Genomic DNA, 20,247 nt, shown 5'->3' on the forward strand with positions numbered 1-20,247 from the left:
CTTACTGAATCGTTGCCATGAGTTGCTGACAAGCTTTTTCGAAGTCACTGTCTTCATGGATTTGTTGTTTTAAAAAACGGATCAGCTCCGGATATTTATCAACGGCACGATCAATTTCTGGGTTCGTCCCTTTTTTGTAGGCGCCGATATTGATTAAGTCTTCCGAATCAAGATACGTCGATAACAGCTGGCGAAATGCGACGGCAGCTGTCTTTTGTTCAGCAGTCGTGATTTGATTCATGACACGACTGATGGATCGTAAGACATGAATCGCCGGAAACTGTCCTTTGTTCGCAAGATTACGATCAAGAACGAAATGACCATCTAAGATCCCTCGTACAGCGTCAGCAATCGGTTCATTCATGTCGTCTCCATCGACGAGCACAGTATAAAAAGCCGTAATCGAGCCATCTTGCGTTTTCCCGCTACGTTCGAGTAACTGAGGAAGAAGAGCAAAAACGCTTGGTGTATACCCTTTTGACGCAGGCGGTTCACCTGTCGCAAGACCAATTTCTCGTTGTGCCATCGCAAAACGTGTGACAGAGTCCATCATCAAGACCACATTCTTACCTTGATCCCGAAAATGTTCAGCGATGGCTGTTGCCGTATAGGCGCCTTTTAGACGAACAAGTGGCGGTTGATCACTTGTCGCTACGACCAAGATGGAGCGTTTCATTCCTTCTTCACCGAGTTCTGCCTCCACGAATTCCTTGACTTCGCGTCCTCGTTCACCAATCAAGGCAATGACGTTGATGTCTGCTGTCGATCGTTTTGCAATCATACCGAGTAGTGTCGACTTCCCAACTCCTGATCCTGCAAATAAACCAACGCGTTGCCCTTGACCGACTGTTAGTAGCCCATCGATGGCACGGATGCCCGTCGAGAGAACATCACTGATACGAGGTCGCTCCAACGGACTAGGTGGTTTACGAACGATTGATGTCGTACGTAAATTTTCTAATGACTCCCCATCCAGTGGTCTCCCTAGACCATCGAGCACCTTACCGATCAGTTCATCCCCTACAGGGACGTGGAGTGGTTTTCCTGTCGCAAGAACAATCGAGCCTGGAGCAATCGATGTCGTTTCACCATACGGCATGAGTAGGACGTGACCTTCTCTAAAACCGACGACTTCCGCTTCAATCGTCTGCCGTTGTTGAATTTGGATCAAACAACGCTCGCCGATTGCGACAGCCGTTGGTCCACGTGATTCAATCATCAATCCAATCACTTGTACGACCTTTCCGGAATGCTGAACGAGTTCTTCCGGACGAATTTCTCGAACTGCGGCTTGAATCGCATTTACGTTAAACATGATGTAAAACCTCTTTGATTTTGGTTTGTAGGGCTTCAAAGCCACTTGTCAAACCACCTGTGATTGCTCCATTCTCCGAGTCGATCCGATAATCGCGTGCTTTAAGCGCTGGATCAAATCGTAATTGAATCGTCGCATTAGCACCTAGAACACCTTGGAGCTGCTCTTCAAGCAGAACGACCCGTTCAAAATCCGCTGGTGAAGCGTAGATAATGATCTTTTCACGATCTCGGAACTGAATGATCAACTGATGTAATAATTGGTATAATGCCTCTTCTTCTTCATCATGTAACTGCTCTAGAAACTGATGCGTCACCTGGAGTCCAAGAACACACAATTCATGTTCCAATCGCATCAATCGCTCTTGATTTTGCTCTTCGATTCGTGCAGTAAACGTATTTGTCGTTGCGATTTGCTCTTCGAACGTTGCTTGTCCTTCCGCACGTCCTGTTTCAAATCCAGCCTGGTGTCCTTCTTCATATCCTCGTTGACGTGCTTCCTCTAATGCCTGAAGACGTTCTTGTTCAAACTCACGCTGACGCTGTTCAAACTCTAGAACCATCGTCTGGCGAAGACGTTCTAGTTCAGCTTGACCTTCTGCCATCCGCTCTTCATAGAACGTATCTGGAACGATTGCCGATTCTTCCTGAGCATTTCGGACTTGAACGAGTGTTCGTTCCTGTCGTTCAATCACAGCTTGTCTTTTGATGACGTTAGACAACAATATCATCTCCTCCACCACGAGCCACGACGATCTCACCCATGTCTTCTAAGCGGCGGATGATTCCGACGATTCGACTTTGTGCTTCTTCGACGTCTCGGAGACGAACAGGACCCATGAATTCCATATCCTCTTTGAACGATTCGACCATCCGTTGTGACATGTTGCGGTAGACCATATCCTTGACGTCGTCTGACGATACTTTGAGTGCCAACAGTAGATCTTCGTTCGATACTTCGCGAATGATGCGCTGAATCGCCCTTGCATCGAGCGTGACGATATCTTCGAAGACGAACATCCGTTTTTTGATCTCTTCTGCGAGTTCCGGATCCTGAATCTCGAGCGTATCGAGAATCGTTCGTTCCGTCGTCCGGTCGACCCCGTTCAATACTTGAACGACCGCCTCGATACCGCCAGACTGCGCAAAATCTTGCATGCCTGCTTGTGACAGATTCCGTTCGAGAATTTGCTCTACTTCGCTAATGATCTCCGGGTTCATTCTGTCCATCGTCGCAATCCGTCGTGCTACATCGGATTGTGCTTCTGCCGGTAGCTCCGAGAGAATTTGTCCTGATTTAGCAGGATCAAGATGGGCAAGAACAAGCGCGATTGTTTGCGGATGTTCATTTTGAATGAAGTTCAATAGCTGTTTTGGGTCTGCCTTTCGTGCAAACTCAAACGGTCGGACTTGTAACGTCGATGTCAGGCGATAGATGAGTTCCATCGCCTTTTCTTCACCAAGCGCCTTCTCTAGAACCGATTTAGCAAACCCAATTCCACCTTGAGTGATGTAGTTTTGCGCCATCGCTAGTTCATGAAACTCTTCGAGAACGACTAACTTATCTTCTGGATCGACTCGTTTCATACTTGAGATTTGAAGGGTCAACCATTCCATCTCTTCTTCCGATAAATGTTTATATACACTGGCAGCGACTTCAGGACCTAACGAAATCATGAGAATCGCAGCCTTTTCCCGACTGTTCATTTCTAGCTTCTTCATCTCATCAATCCTCCGCTAACCAAGTACGTAATAATTTCGCAAACTCATCCGGATTGGATTCAGCGAGTTTTTCAAGCTGTTTGCGTTTGACTGCACCGTCGCTCGTATCTTCTGTTGATAATTCCGGAATTTCCGTCTCAATCGGTGTCCATTCCTCAAGTTCTTCGATTTCATTCGCTCTCCGTCGACGCATGAGGAGGATGACTGCTCCAATGACGAGGATTGCCGCTCCACCAAGGGCGAACCAAACCCACATCGGTGTTGCCGTCGTCGTTTTCGTCGCTGCCGTCGTTTCCGCGAATGGTCGAGACATGACAACGACCTTATTGGCAAGTTCTGCATCCGTCAGCGTTGCTTTCGCATCTGTCTTCGTTAATGATGTCCGGATGATCGAGTACATCATCGTCTGTAAGTCAGTTTGTAGTTGTGGATCGATCTGATTCTGACCTTTTGGTGGCTCGACGATGATTTGAATTCCTAAATCACGAATCTCGTAAGGAGCTCCTGTGATTTGTTTTGTGATTCGATTGACTTCATAGTTGATGATATCGTGTGTTTTCTCACTCGTATCACCCGTCGTTCCAGTACCCGCTGGGAAATTCGTCGTCTCATTTTGCCCCGTACCTGCTGTACCAGCATTTGCAGAGCCTGTGTACGCTTCTGCTACTTTTTCAGCAGACGTGACGATCCCTTCGATTTTATCGGGATCTACTGGCTCAACAAGCTTTTGTTCTTCCTGACGTTTCGTGACATCGACATCTGCCGTGACTGAAACGAGTGCTTTTTGTGGACCGAGAACGACAGATAGCATCTGCTGAATCTGCTTGCGTAAATCGTTTTCCGTCGTTTTCTTCAGCGCCATCGGATCGGTTCCACCCGCTGTTTGCGTAGCAGATCCTGGCTCGTAATACGTAAAATACTGATCCATGATCGTAATGTTTTCTTCTTTAAGGTTCGGAATACTCTTTGCAATCAAATGATACAACCCTTGAACCGTCTGATTGTTAAGATTACTACCCGCGCTAGAAGTCAAGACGACAGAAACCGTTGAAGATTCCTTTTCATCAGATAGAAAAACACTCTTCTCCGGGAGAGTGATCATGACTTTTGCTGACTCGATCCCATTAACTTGTGTGATCAAGTTTTCAAGTTCCGTCTGCATCGTATCGCGTTCGAGAATGTTCATCTCTTTATCCGTTGTTCCGAATCCAGCGTTTTCACTGAAGAAGGAATAGTCGATTTGACCGGATTTTGGTATACCAGCCGTCGCTAATTCGACTTTTAAGTTTTCAACGTTTGCTTCTGGAACAAGTATCGTCACGCCATTTGCTTCAGTGACGACTTCCGATGCGATTCCATCTTCATTTAGCTTTTCCGTCACTTGCCCCGCCTCTTGAGGGGATAGCTTCGAATAAAGAGGCGTCATCGTTGGTTTAGATAACCAGATGATCGCAACAATCAACGCCGCTAAAACGACGACGATGATTCCTAAAATCGTCGCCTTTTTCGCAAGTGACCATTCTTTCCATGTCGTATTCATAGCTCCTAATCGAGCTTTTAAACGTTCGTTCATTCAACATCTCCCACGCTTTCCTTAACAGTCACAGTTGCATACGCATCATTTCTTGGTATGCTTCGATGCCTTTGTTACGGACTTCAAGGGCGAGTTGCATAGAAAGCGATGCCTCTTCTGTTTTAATCATGATGTTATGTAGATCCGTCGTCTTTCCTGTCGCGAGATCGACACGAGCTTGAGATGAGGCGTGTTGCGTTGCATTCAGTCCGTTCATCGCCTCGCTGAGCACCTCACTAAAATCACTTGGTGTCGTCTTAGCGACTGTCTGCGTGGGTAGTACCATCTGCATGTTTTGAATTGGTTGAATTGCCATCTCTTCATCTCCTCTACTTATTTACCAATCTCCATCGCTTTGACGAGCATCGCTTTTGTCGCGTTCAAAGCCGTTACGTTCGCTTCGTAAGAGCGTGTCGCGCCCATCATGTCGACCATTTCTTTTAAGATATCGACATTAGGCATCTTGACGTACCCGAGTTCATCCGCATCTGGATGCGTCGGATTATATTCTAATTTGAATGGTTCAGGATCCTTCTTCAATTCACTGACCGTGACACCATTGGCGGTCTCTTTCAACACAGCGAGTTTTCTCGCATACGGTTGCCACTGTCCATTGACGAGCTCACCTCTTGTCGTTTGAGCATTCGCGATGTTTGCCGAGACTGTATCGAGCCGCAAACGCTGGGCAGTTAACCCGGATGCAGACGTATGAAATCCGTTGAACATACTCATCGATTACTTTCCTCCTCGGATAACAGACTGAATGCCAGAGAATTTGCGATTCAACTGTTCGACCAACGCCTCGTACTCAATTTGATTGCGTGATAATTCAGACATCTCAAGATCGATATCGACACCATTTCCATCGTTACGCATCGTATTTGGTCGATCGACGATGCTACCAGAAGTTCCGATTGTTGCGTGTCGCTTTAAACTCATTTTCATCTCTGAATCGAGCACATCTCCAAAAGTGACACGCTTTGCCTTATACCCAGGCGTATCGACATTCGAGATGTTCTTAGCGATAACTTCCTGTGCCATAACCGTTCGATTGACAGCTTGTGTCATTACGTTATAGTCAGACCCTAACCAATTCATCTTCTTTCCTCCACTCATGGAAACTATATTCAAATTCACGACAAAAAGTAAGTCGTTAGTAACATATCTGAAATAATTGAAACAAATAGGTCAATGTTTGAAAAGAAGTTTTTTGAAAAATAGGGTAATGAGATGTTAATAATCTGTTTTTTATTCCCTTTTCTTATAAAAATGATAAATAATACCTAGTCAAACAAAAAAGACCTAGTGCTTAACTAGGTCTTCTCTCTATAAGCAGCAATTCCCTTTTTAGTTCGATTTAATTCGTTCTAATTCATATAGGAAATTATCGTTTAAGATTTTGATGTATGTTCCCTTCATCCCGAGCGAACGTGACTCGATGACTCCTGCACTTTCGAGCTTACGAAGCGCATTGACGATGACGGAACGAGTAATACCGACACGATCCGCAATCTTTGAAGCGACGAGTAACCCTTCATTTCCTTCAAGCTCTTCGAAGATATGCTCAATCGCTTCGAGTTCCGAATAAGACAGTGAATTGATCGCCATCTGAACGACAGCTTTCTTCCGTGCTTTATCTTCCGCCTCATGAGCCTTTTCACGAAGGATCTCCATCCCGACGACTGTCGCACCATACTCTGCCAGCACGAGGTCTTCTTCGTTAAAGTCTTCAACCATACGACCGAGGACAAGCGTACCAAGGCGTTCTCCACCACCGATGATTGGTACGATCGTCGTTTTCGACGTTTCGAACGTGTCACGGTTATCGACTGGGAATGCCGTATGTTCGCTATCGATGGCAATGTTTGCCGTCGTTTCCGTGACGTTAAATAATTTTTTCGTGTAATCTTCCGGGAATTGACGTTCTTCTAAGAAACCACGGACCCGGTCATTTTCGATTTGTTGCTTGATTGCGATACCCAGTAACTTACCGCGCCGACTTACGATGAATGTGTTTGATTCCATGACTTCACTGAGACGGTCAGCCATGACCTTGAAATCAACATGTGTGCTCGCTTCCTGTTGTAACATCGTATTCAGCTTCCGCGTTTTCGCCAATAAATTCATTTTTTCTTCCTCCACTTTATAAGATGAACTGACTTAAGTCACGATCATCTGCTACTTTTCCAACTCGATCCGTCACGTATTGTGGCGTGATCGTCACATCCGTTTCCGGCATATCTGCTGCTTCGAAAGATAATTCCTCGAGCACGCGCTCCATGATCGTATACAAGCGCCGCGCTCCGATATTATCCGTCTCATCGTTCACTTGTGCAGCAATCCGTGCGATTTCACGAATGGCTTCTTCTGTAAAGGTGACATGAACATGCTCTGCCCCTAATAATGCTTTATATTGTTTGAGTAATGCTTGATTCGGTTCAGTCAAAATTTTGACAAAGTCATCTTCTGTCAAACTATCGAGTTCGACACGGATCGGAAAACGACCTTGGAGTTCAGGAATCAGATCAGATGGTTTCGCCATATGGAACGCACCTGCAGCGATGAACAAGATATGATCCGTCTTGACTGGACCATATTTCGTAACGATCGTCGATCCTTCAACGATCGGTAAGATGTCCCGCTGAACACCCTCTCGTGAAACACCTGCTGAATCATGTCCTTTTGTCGCAATCTTATCGATCTCATCGACGAAGATGATCCCCATTTGTTCTGCGCGACGGACCGCTTCGTCATGGACTTCGTTCAAGTCAAGCAACCGTTCCGCTTCTTCCGCTGTCAAGATCGGTCGCGCTTCTTTGACTGTGAGTTGACGCTTCTTCGTTTTCTTCGGCATGACTTGTCCGAGCATATCCTGAAGATTCGCAAGCCCCTCCATACCTTGTTGCCCAGAGAATAAATCCACTTGACGTTCTTCGACATCGACTTCGATCATTCGATCCTCGAGTTGCCCCGTCAGTAATTGCTGACGAAGTAACGAACGGTCGGCTGTCGCTTCCGATGTATCCGGCTCTTGTTGCTTTTGGTTCCCACCGAACAACATCTCAAACGGATTCGTTCCACCACCGAGACTAGATGACGCTTTTTTCCCAGACAACGCATCAACGATTCGTTCGTTCGCCACTGCTTCCGCTCGATCCTTGAGCGCTTCTTTTTTCTCATCTTTGACAAGACGAAGAGACGCTTCCACGAGATCCCGCACCATTGACTCCACATCACGACCGACGTACCCTACTTCCGTGAACTTCGTTGCTTCAATCTTGACGAATGGCGCCCGAACGAGTTTCGCGAGGCGTCGCGCAATTTCCGTCTTTCCGACACCGGTAGGTCCGATCATCAGAATGTTCTTCGGTGTGACTTCGTCCCGCATCGATGCATCGAGTAACTGTCGACGATAACGATTTCGTAAAGCAATCGCCACCGCACGTTTAGCATCTGCTTGTCCGATGACATGTTCATTCAACTTCTCGACGATTTGTCTTGGCGTCAATTCATGCATGGTCATTGCCTCCGATCGTTTCTAGGATGATTTGATCGTTCGTAAAGACACAGAGTTCACCAGCCGTCTCAAGAGCTGCGCGGGCGATTTCCTCTGCCGTGAGATGACTTGCGTGTCGAGCTAACGCGCGACCTGCTGCAAGCGCATAATTACCACCTGAACCGATTGCGAGAATGCCATCATCCGGTTCAATGACTTCCCCGTTTCCGGATACAAGTAAGAGATGTGTTCCATCCATGACGAGTAAGAGTGCTTCTAGTTGACGCAGCATCTTATCGCCTCGCCATTCCTTCGCTAGCTCAACTGCTGCCCGTTGTAAGTTCCCGTTATACATTTCAAGCTTCGCTTCGAATTTTTCAAAGAGTGTAAACGCGTCCGCGACACTTCCAGCAAATCCGGCAATGACTTTTCCACCATAGAGGCGCCGTACTTTTTTCGCACTTTTCTTCATGATGACTTGGTTTCCGAAAGTCACCTGTCCGTCTCCGCTCATCGCGGATTGTCCGTTATGTTGAATCGCAAAAATCGTCGTTGCATGAAACATCAATGTTTCCTCCCTTAGGCACGAGGATGTGCTTGTTGATAAACATGTCGTAATCGTTCCGTCGTTACGTGTGTGTACTGACCGGTCGTCGACAGCGATGCGTGTCCAAGTAACTCTTGGACTGCTCGCAAATCGGCGCCTCTTTCCAGTAAATCTGTCGCGAAACTATGACGAAGCGCATGTGGTGTCACATGTTTCCCAACAAGTTGTTCCCCTTTTTTCATGATTTTCCGAATCGCATCCGTCGTCAATCGACGCCCTGAATGAGACAAGAATAACGCTTGCTCATGACCTGCGACTGGATCTCGTGATGGTAAGTACAGTTCTAATGCATCTTTAGCAAAGGTTCCAATTGGTGCGATGCGTTCTTTCCCACCTTTTCCATACACATGGACGTAGGAGTGATCAGTCGCGAGATCACGAAGATCAAGTTGAACGACCTCGCTGACCCGCATACCCGTCGCATATAAAAGTTCTACTAACGCCACATTCCGGTTGCCAAGCGTATCACTCGATCGAAAGGCATCGAGGAAACGTTCATATTCCGTTGGAACGAGGAATGTCGGAAGTCCTTGTTGTCGTTTTGGTGCTTTTAATCCATCGAATGGATTAGGCTCATCGGTGTCACGTGTCAAAAAACGACCAAATTGTTTGAGGCAGGAAACTTTTTGTGCAATCGTCGCCCGCGCCAGCTCCTGATCGTAAAGAGCATACAAATAACGCCGTGCACTTGCCAATTCAATCGATCGTAACTGATGATCGCGGCAAAAAGCGGCGTATTGTCGAAGTGTTTGATCATAAGAGCGACCTGTATTCGGAGATAATTGACGTTCAATATGAACATACCGCATAAAATCTTCTAGCAGTCGCTCAAAAGCAGTGTCTATCCCCATGAATGCGCCCCCTTCTGACCATTTCATTCTCGAATCGCCCTTAGCATAGCACAGACCAAGTAGTCTGACAATAGACCAAAAACCGAAAAATTAACGAAATTATCGCGCTTTTATGACAAATTAAGAAATGGGGAGAAAGAGCGCTGAATCACGCCTTTCTCCCCATCAAAAATCACATATCCGTGAAATCTTTGATTGCTTCAAGTGCTCGCTCTGCGTAGAGCGCATACTTCTCAGGTTTTTTCATCCGAACCGGATGACCAACGAGTGCTGGTACCAATCCGAAGTTGGCATTCATTGGCTGGAAGTTCTTCCCTTCCGTCGTCGTGATATAGTGCGACATCGCACCCATCATCGTTTCCTGCGGGAACGTAACCGGTTCCGCCTCATTGACGAGACGTGCCGCGTTAATTCCTGCCGTTAAGCCGGACGCTGCTGACTCGACGTACCCTTCGACACCTGTCATTTGACCAGCAAAGAACAAGTCGTCACGTGTACGTGTCTGATACGTTGGCTTTAACAAATTCGGTGAGTTGACGAACGTGTTACGGTGCATGACACCATAACGGACGATTTCTGCATTCTCAAGACCAGGAATCAAGCGAATGATCCGCTTTTGTTCGCCCCATTTCAAATGTGTCTGGAAGCCGACAAGGTTGAACAATGTTCCAGCTGAGTTATCTTGACGCAATTGAACGACAGCATATGGCCGTTTGCCTGTCTTCGGATCTTCAAGTCCGACTGGCTTCATTGGTCCGAACAAGAGTGTTTTCGGTCCGCGAGAAGCGAGAACTTCAAATGGCATACAGCCCTCGAAGTAAATCTCTTTTTCAAATTCCTTCAGTGGAACAACTTCCGCATTGATCAGCTCATCATAGAAGAGCTGGAATTCTTCTTCCGTCATTGGACAATTCAAGTAGGCAGCTTCGCCTTTATCATATCGTGATTTCAGATAAACCTTCTCACGATCGATTGTGTCTCCATCGAGAATCGGTGCCGCTGCATCGAAGAAGTATAGATAATCTTCACCTGTGAATTGTTTAAGTGATTCCGATAATGCCGCACTCGTCAACGGACCCGTCGCGACGATCGTCGGACCATCTGGAATCGCTTCGATTTCTTCATGATGGACTGTAACGTTCGGATGGTTTTTCAACGTTTCCGTCACATATCCTGCGAAGTCGTGCCGATCGACAGCAAGTGCTCCACCTGCTGGAACGCTCGCTAAGTCTGCTGCTTTCATGATCAAGGAATCGAGCTGACGCATCTCTTCCTTTAAAACACCGACTGCGTTCGTTAACTGGTTCGCTCGAAGTGAGTTCGAACAGACGAGTTCAGCGAATTGGTCTGTATGGTGCGCGGGTGTCTGCTTGACAGGCCGCATTTCATATAAGTCTACTTGTACGCCGCGTTTTGCAAGTTGCCATGCTGCTTCAGAACCTGCAAGTCCCGCGCCGATTACCGTTACACGTTTCAACGGTCATTCCTCCTCTTGCTCCTGATCGATGCGTGTTTCATGATGTCCACAAGATGTACATTCTACTTTCACACCGTTCTTGATTTTCTTTTGTACCATCATACTGCTACATACCGGACATGGTTCTTCGACCGGTTTATCCCATGAGACGAACTCACATTCCGGATAGTTCGAACAACCGTAGAACAAACGTCCTTTTTTACTACGACGTTCGACGATGTCGCCCGTTCCACATGTCGGACACTTCACACCGATCTCGACTTGGATCGGTTTTGTGTTACGACACTCTGGGAAGTTCGAGCACGCCATGAACTTGCCATAACGTCCCATCTTGATGACCATCGGATGACCACAGACTTCACAATCTTCTCCAGCCGGTTCATCTTTGATTTCAATCTTCTCGATTTCTGCTTCTGCTCGTGTCAGACGCTTTGCAAAGGACTTGTAGATTGGATCGACGACTTCCGTCCACTGCATGTCACCTTTTTCGATCGCATCGAGTAAAGCTTCCATGTCTGCAGTGAACTGGACAGTGATGAACTCTTGGAAATAGTCGCTGATCATATCGATGACGAGTTCACCAAGTTCCGTTGGTAAGAATTTCTTCTCTTCAAGCGTCACGTAACCCCGTTTTTGAATCGTATCGAGCGTCGGCGCATACGTCGACGGACGACCGATGCCGAGTTCTTCCATCGCCCGGACAAGACGTGCTTCCGTATAACGTGGCGGTGGTTGGGTGAAGTGTTGTTTCGGTTCGATTGCTGATTGTTTTAACTCTTCCCCTTCATCGAGTGGAGGAAGTAATCCTTCCTTGACGTCTGAAACCGCCTCATCGTCCGTATCTTCGATGTAGACCTTCATGAAGCCTGGGAATTTAACGGTCGACCCGTTGGCACGGAAAGTGACGTCGTTCGAGACGAGATCGATCTTGACGGTATCGAGAATCGCTGGCGCCATCTGACTTGCGACGAACCGTTCCCAAATTAGTTTATATAAGCGGAACTGATCACGCGATAAATACGATTTGACGAGTTGTGGCTCGCGCATCGTCGAAGTCGGACGAACTGCTTCGTGCGCATCTTGTGAGTTCGCTGATTTTTTTTCTTTGCGTTTCTCGCTTGCGATGTATTCTTTTCCGTACGCCTGCTCAATGAACCCGTGTGCTTCAAGGTTCGCCGAATCTGACGTCCGTGTCGAATCGGTACGCATATACGTGATCAAACCGACTGTACCTTCTTTTCCAATCTCGATTCCTTCGTATAGCTGTTGTGCGATCATCATCGTCTTCTTTGCTCGGAAGTTCAGCTTACGTGCTGCTTCCTGTTGCAGGGAACTCGTCGTAAACGGTAACGCCGGATTCCGTTTCCGCTCTTTTTTCGTGACGGAATCAACTGTGAAGTCTTCCGAGAGTTGATTCAAGATTTGATCGACTTCTTCTTGCGAATGAAGTTCACGCTTCTTGCCATCGACTCCATAGAAGTTCGCTTCGAGCTTTTCACCGTTTGCATCGAGTTCGAGTTTGATCGTCCAGTATTCTTCAGGCATGAACGCGTTGATTTCTTGTTCCCGATCAATGATCATCTTGACGGCAACGGATTGAACGCGTCCCGCAGATAACCCTTTTTTAATCTTCTTCCATAATAACGGACTCATGCTGTAACCAACAAGGCGGTCCAAGATACGACGGGCTTGCTGTGCATCGACAAGATCATAGTTGAGCTTGCGTGGTCGCTTGAACGAATCCTTGATGGCATCTTTCGTGATTTCATTGAAGACGACGCGGCACTCCGTTGATTCATCAACGCCTAATGCTTTGGCTAAATGCCATGCGATCGCTTCCCCTTCACGGTCGGGGTCGGCTGCGAGATAGATTTTTTGTGCTTTTTTCGCAGCTGTCTTGAGTTCTTTTAAGACCGGACCTTTACCACGGATCGTGATATATTTCGGTTCATAGTCATGTTCGACGTCGACTCCCATTTGGCTTTTCGGCAAGTCAATGACGTGCCCCATCGACGCTTTCACGGTATAGTTGGATCCGAGATAACGTTTGATGGTTTTTGCCTTAGCGGGTGACTCGACGATTACTAGATATTTTGCCATTGCAATCGCTCCCTATTAGAGGCGTACTCGTATTTTAATCTCACTTATCATAGTAGTCTCGATTCCCATTTGTCAACGTTCAGCCGAATACTTTTTGAAACTTCTTCCGGATTAAGGAGTGGAATCGCTCCTTCTGCGATCAATTGATTCGTTCCGGTAAAGAACGATTCAGTTGGACAACCCGGCAAACAATAGACATCTTTTCCTTGATCAAGTGCGTGACTTGCAGTATTCATCGTACCGCTTCGTTTCGCCGCTTCGACGATGATCAACGAGGAGGACAATCCGGCGATGATGCGATTCCGTTCTAGAAATTGAAATTTTTGAATAGGAGTTCCGGATGGATATTCGGAGAGAAGAAGACCGTTTGAGAGGATCCGTTCAAAAAGAGTAGCATGGGAAGTGGGATATAGACGATCAAGTCCGCCAGCAAGAACCGCAATCGTTGTTTGCTGATGTTTTAAGGATAGACGATGAACGAGGGCATCGATGCCATAGGCACCTCCGGAAACGGTGGCGAGATCGGGGTGAAAGAAGGGTTGCAGGAAACGCATGCGGGAAAGGTGTTGCGGTGAAGGGGTTCGACTACCGATGATACTGACGCGTGGAAGAGTTAGGCGGGACGGGTCACCGCGGTAAAAGAGGGCATAGACAGGTTGAGGGATCGTCAGTAACACAGTCGGAAACAGCCGATCTCCTTTGACTAGAATCGACTCTTCGATCCAATCAAGCTGTAGTGCTTGTTCATACCGTTTTCGAAGACGCGTCGAAACGGGTAATTCATGACTTGGAACGATTCCGAATTGCTCAATCAATCGGACGATCGTGTAGGGTACCTGACACATGGCGAAGCGGACATACAGTTCACGTTTCATGAGATCAGCGCTCCTTATTTAAGCTTCTTATTTATATAGAAGAAAGCCGTCCTGATTTGATCAGGACAGCTTCTTTTTTTGATTTATTTGACTGTGCTGTTCGTCACGCACTCGTCATAGATCCCTGCTTCTTTGATGACACGGATTAACGTCTCACCAATGACAGCTGGTGTTTCTGCTACTTCGATTCCGTTTGCACGGAGTGTCTTGATTTTTTCAGCAGCTGTTCCTTTACCGCCAGAGATGATCGCACCTGCGTGACCCATCCGTTTGCCGGCAGGAGCTGTTTGACCACCGATGAAACCAATGACTGGTTTCGTCATGTTCGCTTTGACCCACTCAGCCGCTTCTTCTTCAGCTGTTCCACCGATTTCCCCTAACATGATGACAGCTTTTGTTTCTGGATCTTCATTGAACGCTTTGAGCGTATCGATGAAGTCCGTTCCATTGACCGGGTCGCCCCCGATACCAACAGCTGTCGATTGACCGATGCCTGCTGTCGTCAATTGATGGACAGCTTCATATGTCAAAGTCCCAGAACGTGAGACGATACCGACATGACCTGGTGTATGGATATATCCTGGCATGATACCAAGCTTCGCGACACCTGGAGTGATGACGCCAGGGCAGTTCGGTCCAATAAGACGAACTGGTTTGCCTTCGAGGTAACGTTTTACTTTGACCATATCAAGAACTGGAATACCTTCCGTGATACAGATGATCAACGCGATGTTCGCATCTGCTGCTTCCATGATTGCATCCGCTGCGAATGCTGGTGGAACGTAGATGATCGATGCGTTCGCACCCGTTTTTTCGACCGCTTGTGCGACCGTATCAAAAACAGGAACACCACCGAGTACTTCCGTACCGCCTTTTCCTGGTGTGACACCTCCTACGAGGTTTGTGCCGTAGTCGATCATCTGTTCACCGTGGAACATCCCTTGGTTACCAGTAATCCCTTGAATAATGACTTTCGTCGATTCGTTCACCCAAATACTCATCTTTAGCTCCCCCTTACTTCACGAGCGCAGCGATTTTTTCTGCGCCGTCTGCCATTGATGTAGCTGCTGTAATCGCTAGACCTGAATCTTTGAGAATTTGTTTCCCTGCATCAACGTTCGTTCCTTCAAGACGAACGACGAGTGGCAATTCGAGACCGACTTCTTTTGTCGCCGCAACGATACCTTCTGCGATGACGTCACATTTCATGATTCCACCGAAGATGTTGACGAAAATCCCTTTGACGTTCTCATCTGATAAGATCAGTTTGAATGCTTCTGTAACTTTCTCTTTTGTCGCACCACCACCGACATCGAGGAAGTTTGCAGGATCACCACTGAAGTGTTTGATGATATCCATCGTTGCCATGGCAAGACCCGCACCATTGACGAGGCAACCGATGTTTCCATCGAGCGCGATGTAGTTCAAATCACTTTTCGACGCTTCGACTTCACGTGGATCTTCTTCTGTTTCATCACGTAACGCTACGATATCCGCATGACGATACAACGCGTTTGAATCGAAGTTCAACTTTGCATCTAATGCAAGGACTTCGCCATCCTTCGTCGTAACGAGTGGGTTGATTTCTGCGATCGAACAATCCTTGTCGACGAAGAAGTTGTAGAGTTTTGTGACCATACCGACGAACTTGTTGACGAGCTTCACTGGAACACCCATTGCGAACGCAAGTTTACGCGCTTGGAATCCTTGAAGACCAACCGCAGGATCAACGACTTCTTTGATGATTTTTTCTGGTGTCGCTTCCGCCACCTCTTCGATGTCCATACCACCTTCGCTTGATCCCATGATGACAACACGTCCTGTCACACGATCAAGTACGATTCCAAGATAGTATTCTTTGTCAATCGCACAACCTTCTTCGACGAGAAGACGTTGAACGACTTTTCCTTCTGGACCTGTTTGGTGCGTGACGAGCGTTTTGCCGAGTAACTCCGTCGCATATTCCTTCACTTCTTCTTGCGATTTTGCAAGCTTGACGCCACCTGCTTTACCGCGTCCCCCCGCGTGAATTTGAGCTTTGACGACTTTAATCGGGCCTGACAATTGTTCTGATGCATCGACCGCCTCTTCGACGGTGAAGGCTGCGATTCCGTTTGGTACGGGTACACCGTACGAACGAAGTAATTCTTTTGCCTGATACTCATGTACATTCATGAAAAAATCCCCCTTAACCCCTTTAGTTTCGGCTCTTTCATTGTAGTTAAAATTGGAAGCGCTGTCTATCGTTATCGACCGAAAGCTTTATTTTTTCAGAATTTCATCTTGATCGAGACGATATAAAAAGGCGAATAACTCAGCGATGACACCGTACAATTCTTCTGGAATCTGTTCCGATACTTGGACAGCGTCTAGTAACGTCATCAACGTTTCGTCCTGTCGGATGGGAATATCATGTTTCAATGCCTCTTCTAAAATCCGTTCCGCGATATGTTCCGATCCCTTAGCGACGACTTTTGGAGCGTGCATCTGTTCTTCGTATGATAGAGCTATTGCTTTTTTCATATATGAAGATCCACCCTTCCATTACGCGTCGAGATATCATGCGGTACGCGCTCTTTCGTCTGTTCGACCCAATCGAATCGCGTCAATACATAGCCTTGCTCCTCAAGACGAGTCTGGATTTGCGGTGTGTAGGCTTGCATGAACGTATTGACGTGTACATTCGGATGAAAGACGGAAATCGAAACATTCCGGTCTGCGATCAAGACGTCAACAGCGACCTCACCAAGCGCCGGTAATTGAAGATATAACACGACGCGGGCATGATTTGGATCAAACGTCCGTTCGAACGGTGCTTCCATCATGAGATCGACATCTTCGAAAGGTCCAAATTGAGGTAATTGAAATAAATAGACTCCTTTCCCTGCTTCGTTTGTCGCTTGAACGAGTTGTTGCGCTAAAATCTGATCACTTGTCTTTCGATCAAGCGTTCGACCTGTCTCGTCGCCCTTTGCCAGTTGAACGAGTTCGGTAAGAGCGTGCTTTAACTGCTTCGCTTCTCCTCCTGTTACTGGTTGACCAATTTGCCTTAGGAGTTCTCGTGTTTCCGCAGTCGGTACCGTCTGGCGTTGTAAAAAGGAATCGAGTAACTGCGGTAGAGCCGACTTTTGCGGAACAGACTCGGTCGAGATGATTTTTAAGACCGGTTGTCCCTCTGCTGAAACGACTTGAAAGCGATACATGTTCCCTTCTTTTAGTTCAGCCGTTGTCCCAGCCGTCAAGACGCGTTGACCGACTTGGAGTTCCATCAATCCGTCCGGCAACAGTTTCAATACTTTACCGACGATGTTTGCTCCTTCCCGTAACGGCAGGTTCGCATGATCGATGATTTTAAATGGAAGTAAGGCACGATGTTCGATTTGCATGCTCGATCCCTCCTAGAGACGTTCTTTGACAGGACGGAATGTTTTCCGGTGAATCGGTGTGACGCCCAGTGTATCGAGCGCTTGTAAATGTATCGGTGTTCCGTAACCTGCGTGTGTTTCAAATCCGTATCCCGGATACTCGATCGCGTATTGTTCCATCATCGCATCTCGTGTCTCTTTCGCAACGACACTTGCAGCAGCAATTGAGACACTTCGCGCATCTCCTTTGATGAGAGAGAGTTGTGGTATATCGTCGTCGAGTGTCATCGCATCGACGAGTAAGGCATCCGGTTGCAATTGACGTAGAGCATTTTGCATCGCCTGTTTCGATGCTTGATAGATATTGATTTCGTCGATTTCAGCCGGTTCGATGATGCCGATCGCAATCTCTGCGACGTCTTGCAAATGCTTAAGTGCCGCTTGTCGCTGTACTTTACTCATCTGTTTTGAATCCGTTAGTCCCGGATGATAGAAACCGTCTGGTAAGATGACAGCTGCTGCGACGACAGGACCAGCTAGTGGACCTCGTCCGACTTCGTCCACTCCTGCAATTCGAACGTACCCTTGTTGACGATATTCGTCTTCAAATGCGAGTCGTTCCTTGAAATCGATCCGTTGCTGCTCTTCGAGCGCAAATCGTCGCTCTGTCTGACGAAACAGTGTATGCACCCCTTTTCGCGCATCTGTCGCCAGTTCCTGCTTCAGTTGAATAAATTCTTCTAGTGTTGCTTTTTGCAATCGTTCTTTTAATTCGGCTATTTTCATACACCCTGCTCCTTTGAAAAAAACTTGGACATCAAAGGATGTCCAAGTCCGTTATGCATTCGTTTCCCACTCTTCGACTGTTTCAAGCGTCACCCGACCGAGCTTTTCCGTTCGCAATTCATGCAGGAGCATTTCGCTCGTCCGCTCGAAATCGACATAACCCCCTGAGACGAAACCACGTTTTTTACCGATTGCTTCGAGTACATCGACCGCTTCTCCCGATACTTCGTCGAGTCGATAACGCTCACGTAACTGCTCCGGATACCGTGTCTTTAGCTCACGAAGGGCAAATAGCGCGATATCGTCGATGTTTAAGATATCATCTTTGATCGCTCCTGTTGCTGCTAGACGATAGCCGACGACTTGATCGTCGAACTTCGGCCAGAGAATACCTGGTGTATCGAGTAATTCCATCTCACCTGTTTTCATCTTGATCCACTGCTGGCGTTTCGTCACACCTGGACGGTCACCGGTGATGGCGATATTTCGGCCGGCAAGTCGATTGATGAGCGTCGATTTCCCGACGTTTGGAATACCAATGATCAAGGCACGAATCGCGCTCGGATTCCGACCCTTCTCCCGCATCCGTGCATGTTTTTCTTTCATTAGTCGTAAAGCGCCCTCATGGATTTGATTCAATCCTTTATTGTGCTTCGCGTCGACCGCGACGACATCGACACCATCTGCTCGTAATGCCTGCATCCATTGTTCCGTCACTCGTTTGTCTGCCATATCCGCTTTGTTGAGGACAATCAATCGCGGCTTACCTGCCGTGATCTGTTCGACCATCGGATTACGGCTCGACATCGGAAGACGTGCGTCGACGAGTTCGATCACCACATCGATCAACTTTAATTTTTCTGTGACTTCCCGACGTGCTTTGGCCATGTGACCGGGGAACCATTGAATCGTCATATCCTTCACCTCGTTCATATATTCCTGGACTTCTTGCTGATCATACGATACATGAAAAAACATCCACTCCCTAGTATACGCAACTTAAGACGAGAAAAGAAGATGAGCTGCTTACTTTTAACGGCAAGCGTCTCATCTTCTTTCGTTTTAATCGACAGAACGTACATCATTGAATGGATAGAAGACGAAGTTCGTCGTTCCGACGATTTGTTCTTCATCCACGAAACCGATATCACGACTATCTTTTGAATTTTGACGGTTGTCTCCCATGACGAATACTTTCCCTTTCGGAACAGTCGTTTCACCTGTTCGCTCTTCAAGCGTGAAGTCTTCCGTCAATGGAACACCACTCATCTGGGCTTTGTATTCTTTCAAATACGGTTCAGCTACTTTCTTATCGTTGACATACAACGTATCGTCTTTGTAATACATCGTATCTCCTGGAACAGCGATGACCCGTTTGATGTAATCTCGAGTTTCCGTTGCATGGAAGACGACGATATCGCCTCTTTCTGGTTCATTAAAATAGTACGGGACCTTATTAACGATCATTCGATCCGCATTGTGTAAGGTTGGCATCATCGATTCCCCATCAACGATGACGGGTACGAACAGGAACGTTCGAATGATAAACGCGATGACGAGCGCTACGACGAGCGCCTTTACCCAACTGAATAACTCCTTCACGAATTCCACTCCCTTGATTAACGCAATTTCTTCCTAAGGACTAGTATACGCATAAACGGCAAAAAAAAGAAGCTTGTCCGGAGACAAGCCACTTTTTCACATGATTAACGACGAATTTCTTTAATACGCGCCGCTTTACCACGAAGGTTACGGAGGTAGTAAAGTTTCGCACGACGGACTTTACCGTAGCGAACGACTTCGATTTGTGCAACACGTGGTGAGTGGAGCGGGAATGCACGCTCAACGCCAACTCCGTAAGAAATTTTACGGACTGTGAATGTTTCACTGATGCCGCCACCGTGACGTTTGATGACTACGCCTTCGAAGAGCTGAATACGCTCACGCGTACCCTCGACGACTTTAACGTGTACACGGACTGTATCCCCAGGACGGAACGCAGGGACGTCTGACTTGATTTGTTCTTGTGTAAGTTCACGGAACAATTGTTGTGTGTTCATGAATGATTTCTCCTTTTTTCA

22 protein-coding genes are annotated in these 20,247 nt (G+C 47.1%); all 22 read right to left on the minus strand.

Annotated features, from left to right (window positions below):
- Window position 1: 1 nt before the first annotated feature.
- Window positions 2-1,315 carry a flagellar protein export ATPase FliI gene (gene fliI, locus L985_RS10765; protein WP_029342073.1) on the minus strand — a complete coding sequence of 438 codons (1,314 nt, stop codon included), beginning with the start codon at window positions 1,313-1,315 and terminating at the stop codon, window positions 2-4.
- On the minus strand, window positions 1,308-2,045 hold the full coding sequence (locus L985_RS10770) for a FliH/SctL family protein (RefSeq protein WP_047393803.1): 738 nt from the start codon (window positions 2,043-2,045) through the stop codon (window positions 1,308-1,310). Before L985_RS10770 ends, fliI begins: the two co-directional genes overlap by 8 nt.
- Complete coding sequence (fliG, locus tag L985_RS10775; protein ID WP_029342075.1) at window positions 2,029-3,036, minus strand: flagellar motor switch protein FliG; 1,008 nt, start codon at window positions 3,034-3,036, stop codon at window positions 2,029-2,031. The genes L985_RS10770 and fliG overlap by 17 nt, the downstream gene beginning before the upstream one ends.
- A 4-nt stretch (window positions 3,037-3,040) precedes the next feature.
- Complete coding sequence (gene fliF / locus L985_RS10780; RefSeq protein ID WP_231925634.1) at window positions 3,041-4,576, minus strand: flagellar basal-body MS-ring/collar protein FliF; 1,536 nt, start codon at window positions 4,574-4,576, stop codon at window positions 3,041-3,043.
- 61 nt (window positions 4,577-4,637) lie between these two features.
- Window positions 4,638-4,925 carry a flagellar hook-basal body complex protein FliE gene (fliE, locus tag L985_RS10785; RefSeq protein WP_029342077.1) on the minus strand — a complete coding sequence of 96 codons (288 nt, stop codon included), beginning with the start codon at window positions 4,923-4,925 and terminating at the stop codon, window positions 4,638-4,640.
- A 17-nt stretch (window positions 4,926-4,942) separates the two neighbouring features.
- Window positions 4,943-5,341 (minus strand): flagellar basal body rod protein FlgC, encoded by a 399-nt coding sequence (gene flgC, locus L985_RS10790; protein WP_029342078.1) that lies wholly within the window; start codon window positions 5,339-5,341, stop codon window positions 4,943-4,945.
- A 3-nt stretch (window positions 5,342-5,344) separates the two neighbouring features.
- The gene (gene flgB / locus L985_RS10795; protein WP_029342079.1) at window positions 5,345-5,707 is read right to left on the minus strand and encodes a flagellar basal body rod protein FlgB; all 363 of its coding nucleotides are present in this window, start codon (window positions 5,705-5,707) and stop codon (window positions 5,345-5,347) included.
- Between the two features lie 249 nt (window positions 5,708-5,956).
- Window positions 5,957-6,736: a GTP-sensing pleiotropic transcriptional regulator CodY gene (gene codY / locus L985_RS10800; protein WP_023468725.1), complete on the minus strand. Its 780-nt coding sequence runs from the start codon at window positions 6,734-6,736 to the stop codon at window positions 5,957-5,959.
- Between the two features lie 16 nt (window positions 6,737-6,752).
- On the minus strand, window positions 6,753-8,132 hold the full coding sequence (gene hslU, locus L985_RS10805) for an ATP-dependent protease ATPase subunit HslU (protein WP_029342080.1): 1,380 nt from the start codon (window positions 8,130-8,132) through the stop codon (window positions 6,753-6,755).
- Complete coding sequence (hslV, locus tag L985_RS10810) at window positions 8,119-8,670, minus strand: ATP-dependent protease subunit HslV (protein WP_023468727.1); 552 nt, start codon at window positions 8,668-8,670, stop codon at window positions 8,119-8,121. Before hslV ends, hslU begins: the two co-directional genes overlap by 14 nt.
- Before the next feature lie 14 nt (window positions 8,671-8,684).
- On the minus strand, window positions 8,685-9,563 hold the full coding sequence (locus L985_RS10815) for a tyrosine recombinase XerC (RefSeq protein WP_023468728.1): 879 nt from the start codon (window positions 9,561-9,563) through the stop codon (window positions 8,685-8,687).
- Between the two features lie 172 nt (window positions 9,564-9,735).
- On the minus strand, window positions 9,736-11,040 hold the full coding sequence (gene trmFO, locus L985_RS10820; RefSeq protein WP_023468729.1) for an FADH(2)-oxidizing methylenetetrahydrofolate--tRNA-(uracil(54)-C(5))-methyltransferase TrmFO: 1,305 nt from the start codon (window positions 11,038-11,040) through the stop codon (window positions 9,736-9,738).
- A gap of 3 nt (window positions 11,041-11,043) precedes the next feature.
- Window positions 11,044-13,140 (minus strand): type I DNA topoisomerase, encoded by a 2,097-nt coding sequence (gene topA, locus L985_RS10825; protein WP_029342082.1) that lies wholly within the window; start codon window positions 13,138-13,140, stop codon window positions 11,044-11,046.
- A gap of 47 nt (window positions 13,141-13,187) precedes the next feature.
- Window positions 13,188-14,015: a DNA-processing protein DprA gene (gene dprA, locus L985_RS10830; RefSeq protein ID WP_029342083.1), complete on the minus strand. Its 828-nt coding sequence runs from the start codon at window positions 14,013-14,015 to the stop codon at window positions 13,188-13,190.
- Between the two features lie 83 nt (window positions 14,016-14,098).
- The gene (sucD, locus tag L985_RS10835) at window positions 14,099-15,016 is read right to left on the minus strand and encodes a succinate--CoA ligase subunit alpha (protein ID WP_023468731.1); all 918 of its coding nucleotides are present in this window, start codon (window positions 15,014-15,016) and stop codon (window positions 14,099-14,101) included.
- Window positions 15,017-15,029: 13 nt separating this feature from the next.
- Window positions 15,030-16,190, minus strand: coding sequence for an ADP-forming succinate--CoA ligase subunit beta (sucC, locus tag L985_RS10840; RefSeq protein WP_023468732.1), 1,161 nt, complete (start codon window positions 16,188-16,190; stop codon window positions 15,030-15,032).
- A gap of 87 nt (window positions 16,191-16,277) precedes the next feature.
- Complete coding sequence (locus L985_RS10845; RefSeq protein WP_023468733.1) at window positions 16,278-16,538, minus strand: EscU/YscU/HrcU family type III secretion system export apparatus switch protein; 261 nt, start codon at window positions 16,536-16,538, stop codon at window positions 16,278-16,280.
- Window positions 16,535-17,401: a flagellar hook-length control protein FliK gene (locus L985_RS10850; protein ID WP_047393799.1), complete on the minus strand. Its 867-nt coding sequence runs from the start codon at window positions 17,399-17,401 to the stop codon at window positions 16,535-16,537. Before L985_RS10850 ends, L985_RS10845 begins: the two co-directional genes overlap by 4 nt.
- A gap of 12 nt (window positions 17,402-17,413) precedes the next feature.
- Window positions 17,414-18,166 carry a ribonuclease HII gene (locus L985_RS10855; protein ID WP_047393798.1) on the minus strand — a complete coding sequence of 251 codons (753 nt, stop codon included), beginning with the start codon at window positions 18,164-18,166 and terminating at the stop codon, window positions 17,414-17,416.
- 51 nt (window positions 18,167-18,217) lie between these two features.
- Window positions 18,218-19,081, minus strand: a complete 864-nt coding sequence (ylqF, locus tag L985_RS10860; protein ID WP_029342087.1) for a ribosome biogenesis GTPase YlqF — start codon at window positions 19,079-19,081, stop codon at window positions 18,218-18,220.
- 147 nt (window positions 19,082-19,228) lie between these two features.
- Window positions 19,229-19,768 carry a signal peptidase I gene (gene lepB / locus L985_RS10865; RefSeq protein ID WP_034786034.1) on the minus strand — a complete coding sequence of 180 codons (540 nt, stop codon included), beginning with the start codon at window positions 19,766-19,768 and terminating at the stop codon, window positions 19,229-19,231.
- Between the two features lie 104 nt (window positions 19,769-19,872).
- The gene (gene rplS, locus L985_RS10870; RefSeq protein ID WP_023468738.1) at window positions 19,873-20,226 is read right to left on the minus strand and encodes a 50S ribosomal protein L19; all 354 of its coding nucleotides are present in this window, start codon (window positions 20,224-20,226) and stop codon (window positions 19,873-19,875) included.
- Between the last annotated feature and the right edge of the window lie 21 nt (window positions 20,227-20,247).

The organism is Exiguobacterium sp. ZWU0009, assembly GCF_000798935.2.
In the GTDB taxonomy this organism is placed as follows: domain Bacteria; phylum Bacillota; class Bacilli; order Exiguobacteriales; family Exiguobacteriaceae; genus Exiguobacterium_A; species Exiguobacterium_A acetylicum.

Coding starts and splice junctions, on each gene's coding strand:
- fliI (WP_029342073.1), bottom strand. CDS start 1,315: ATGTTTAACGTAAATGCGATTCAAGCCGCAGTTCGAGAAATTCGTCCG.
- L985_RS10770 (WP_047393803.1), bottom strand. CDS start 2,045: ATGATATTGTTGTCTAACGTCATCAAAAGACAAGCTGTGATTGAACGA.
- fliG (WP_029342075.1), bottom strand. CDS start 3,036: ATGAAGAAGCTAGAAATGAACAGTCGGGAAAAGGCTGCGATTCTCATG.
- fliF (WP_231925634.1), bottom strand. CDS start 4,576: ATGAATACGACATGGAAAGAATGGTCACTTGCGAAAAAGGCGACGATT.
- fliE (WP_029342077.1), bottom strand. CDS start 4,925: ATGGCAATTCAACCAATTCAAAACATGCAGATGGTACTACCCACGCAG.
- flgC (WP_029342078.1), bottom strand. CDS start 5,341: ATGAGTATGTTCAACGGATTTCATACGTCTGCATCCGGGTTAACTGCC.
- flgB (WP_029342079.1), bottom strand. CDS start 5,707: ATGAATTGGTTAGGGTCTGACTATAACGTAATGACACAAGCTGTCAAT.
- codY (WP_023468725.1), bottom strand. CDS start 6,736: ATGAATTTATTGGCGAAAACGCGGAAGCTGAATACGATGTTACAACAG.
- hslU (WP_029342080.1), bottom strand. CDS start 8,132: ATGACCATGCATGAATTGACGCCAAGACAAATCGTCGAGAAGTTGAAT.
- hslV (WP_023468727.1), bottom strand. CDS start 8,670: ATGTTTCATGCAACGACGATTTTTGCGATTCAACATAACGGACAATCC.
- L985_RS10815 (WP_023468728.1), bottom strand. CDS start 9,563: ATGGGGATAGACACTGCTTTTGAGCGACTGCTAGAAGATTTTATGCGG.
- topA (WP_029342082.1), bottom strand. CDS start 13,140: ATGGCAAAATATCTAGTAATCGTCGAGTCACCCGCTAAGGCAAAAACC.
- dprA (WP_029342083.1), bottom strand. CDS start 14,015: ATGAAACGTGAACTGTATGTCCGCTTCGCCATGTGTCAGGTACCCTAC.
- sucD (WP_023468731.1), bottom strand. CDS start 15,016: ATGAGTATTTGGGTGAACGAATCGACGAAAGTCATTATTCAAGGGATT.
- sucC (WP_023468732.1), bottom strand. CDS start 16,190: ATGAATGTACATGAGTATCAGGCAAAAGAATTACTTCGTTCGTACGGT.
- L985_RS10845 (WP_023468733.1), bottom strand. CDS start 16,538: ATGAAAAAAGCAATAGCTCTATCATACGAAGAACAGATGCACGCTCCA.
- L985_RS10850 (WP_047393799.1), bottom strand. CDS start 17,401: ATGCAAATCGAACATCGTGCCTTACTTCCATTTAAAATCATCGATCAT.
- L985_RS10855 (WP_047393798.1), bottom strand. CDS start 18,166: ATGAAAATAGCCGAATTAAAAGAACGATTGCAAAAAGCAACACTAGAA.
- ylqF (WP_029342087.1), bottom strand. CDS start 19,081: ATGACGATTCAATGGTTCCCCGGTCACATGGCCAAAGCACGTCGGGAA.
- rplS (WP_023468738.1), bottom strand. CDS start 20,226: ATGAACACACAACAATTGTTCCGTGAACTTACACAAGAACAAATCAAG.